The 2,968-nt window shown below is 29.5% G+C and carries 1 protein-coding gene; it reads left to right on the forward strand.

Annotated elements, in window-relative coordinates; translation table 11 throughout:
• Positions 1-34: 34 nt before the first annotated feature.
• Positions 35-2,968: hypothetical protein (locus tag HCCG_RS11185; protein ID WP_002957660.1), on the forward strand; the 2,934-nt coding region annotated here is incomplete at its 3' end.

Raw genomic sequence — 2,968 nt, forward strand, 5'->3', positions numbered from 1 at the left:
GTAATAACACATATAAAGATAATAATAGGCAGATATGAAACCAATAAATAATAGCAACTCTATTCAGCAAAGTAATGAAATGCTACTTTATAATACTTTTAAATTTTACTTTGAGATAGATTTAGAAAATAATATAATGCCCATTGATAATGCCAAAAATTCTTTAAACACTTTTCTTAATAATTACAACAATGACTATATACAAATCTTACAAGAGAATATCACACAAGAGAATCTAAAAACACTCAAATCTTCAAAAGAGTATCTTACTTTATTACATATACAATATCTTGGGGAAAATGAACAAGTATTCGGTAAAGGCTTTCAACAAGCACTCAAAGAAAAATCTCATCTTAAGCTTTGGTATGAGATAAGATACAATAGCAATAGTAAAAATGATAAAAGCATAGCTATTAAGCGTTTTAAACAATCCAATCTCTTTGGGCTTTATGAAAATAATGATATTAATGATAAAATCTTTCAATCACTTTGTGATAATGTGCAAATTAAAACTAAAGACCTCAATCAAGATAAAGTTAGCCTTAATGAATCTATGATATTCTTTGAATTTTTAAACATTGCAGAATCTTCAAAATCTCAAACATACTATGAGAGCATAATAAAAAAAGAAGAAGAAATAAAGAAAAACTTTACAGATAATAGCTTCCCACTATCTCAAAGTCTAGTTTCAATCACTCAACCCTTTTTAAATACAATGAAGCAATATTATATCCAAGAGAATAATCCAAGCCTTAAAATAGAGAGTATTTACATTATACAAAAATCTAAAGATAAACCAAATGTTACAGATAATATCGCTACAATCAATAAGCGAATGCAGCAAAACAACTCCTCTTTTTTTATCTTTTATCCTCAAAGTATCGGGGATATAGCTCTGCAAATAAGACAAAAGTTTAATTCTACGCTCTACCTTATAGTTTGCAAAGATACAAAGATTGATTGCACTTACTTAGGCACTCATTCAAGGCTTTATTTGAGTGATTTTAAAGATAAGCAAAGCACAAATTATTTTTTAGGCACAGAGATAAAAAATGACACAGAATCTGCACAAGAACCAACTCTTTCACAAAAAGATGATTATCTTGAATTAGATAAAAATGGTGATGATATAGCAGATTATCAACAAGAATATATCTTTAAAAATGCAGAGCCTATACTCACTATCCAAAAACACCAAAGCAATATCCTACTCTACAATACAGGCTTTAGCAAACAAAACCATATTATTTCCAATGAAATAAACAAAAATCAAAAAGTGAATGAGCTTGGTATTAAATTAAAACTCAAAGAAGAAAAATCTCACTCTACTGATTGTTCTAAAGAAGGTAATTTCACACTCTACATTAATGAACTCTATATCTATTGCTCTAATCAACACTCCTCTATTCAACACAATCATAACAATGAAACGAACTCCAATGAGTCAAATAATTCTATACAAGATTCTCATAATTCACAGGGGCAACCTATCATCTATCTTCTTAACTGCGAAAATAGAAAAACCTATCAAATAAACTTACAAGAAAACAAAGATAATAATGGCAATACCAAAACAGATAAAGCTGGTAATATCAGTTATAGTGCTACTCTAAGCACCGAACTTAACCTTGATGATACTCCTCTTGCAAATGTTACAACTAAACTCATACTCTCTTGTAATGATTTAGTGACTCAAAATTATTCCACTTATGATATACACAAAATAACAGGTGTGGGCATAATATCAGTAAATAATCAAATAAAAAAACAAGCTAAAGCAGGTAAAGGCATTACTTATAAGAATATCTTACATCTTAAGCAAACTACAACACTTGATGAAAAGATAGACAATACAGATTCTATCCTTGAAGTGAGAATAAACAACATACAAAAACCAATAAAGATAGATACTGCCTTAGAATGTGAGGCTATCTATTATGGCTATAATTTGGTTAAATGGGCTTATATGATACTTCCTACAAAAGATTATAATCCAAACAAAACAGGCTTAATAAAAGATGAGCATTACTATGAACTCCCAAGTGATACCTACAAGGGAAATATAATAACATTTAATCCTAAAGAATATTTGCAAAGCCTACAATCACATCAAACAAGCTCTCAAAGTCCAAATTCAAAAGCACAAACAAACAATTCACAACCATCATCAAACTCTCAAACCACCAATCCTCCCAACTATTCCCAACAACTCCAATACCTCACACAGGGAGATTATACTTTAGTTATCTTTGCTTATCTACGCTCCCCAGCCTATAAAGCGAGGAATTATACCACCCATACCAAACTAGATTATAAACCTCCTTTATCACTTCAATTTAATGGTAAAGAACTTCAAATATTAGAATGGGGAGAGGTAAAAAGGGATAAGCTAGATTCTAATATATTTGATAAGGGCAATAATGAAAATAAAGCATATTATAGAATCTACTCTAAAGACTATGATGTTATAGATAAACAAGATATTCCTAAATTGTTTTCATCTTACTCTCTTACATATGATATTCTAGATACAGAAAAATATTATCAATCCAATCATCTCAAAGAACAAGATATTATAGTTTCTATGAAGAAAGATACTTCTCTACCCAAAGGAAGCTACTATCTTTATACTAAAGATATAGAGCAATCTCTAAAAATTCAAACAGACTATCTCTATAGAGCAAGAGGATATAAAGCCCTTAATATCTATACCATAGATACAAACAATCAATATAAAATCTCTTATCATAGTAATCCATTAGATAATATCCCTTATCCCAAAGGCACTACTTTTATCATAGCTCCTAATACTCCAATACCTACACATTATACAGATAAAAAAGTAAAAATATGTCTCAAAGGAAGCAGAACTTATAAAGACTTTATATTGAATCTCAAACAAAAGATAGATACTCTCAAAACTCAAGGTTATGAAATAGATAAGGTGAAACTAGAGGTGGGGTATGAG

Origin of the sequence: Helicobacter cinaedi CCUG 18818 = ATCC BAA-847 (genome assembly GCF_000155475.1) — a bacterium.
Taxonomy (GTDB): Bacteria; Campylobacterota; Campylobacteria; order Campylobacterales; family Helicobacteraceae; genus Helicobacter_C; species Helicobacter_C cinaedi.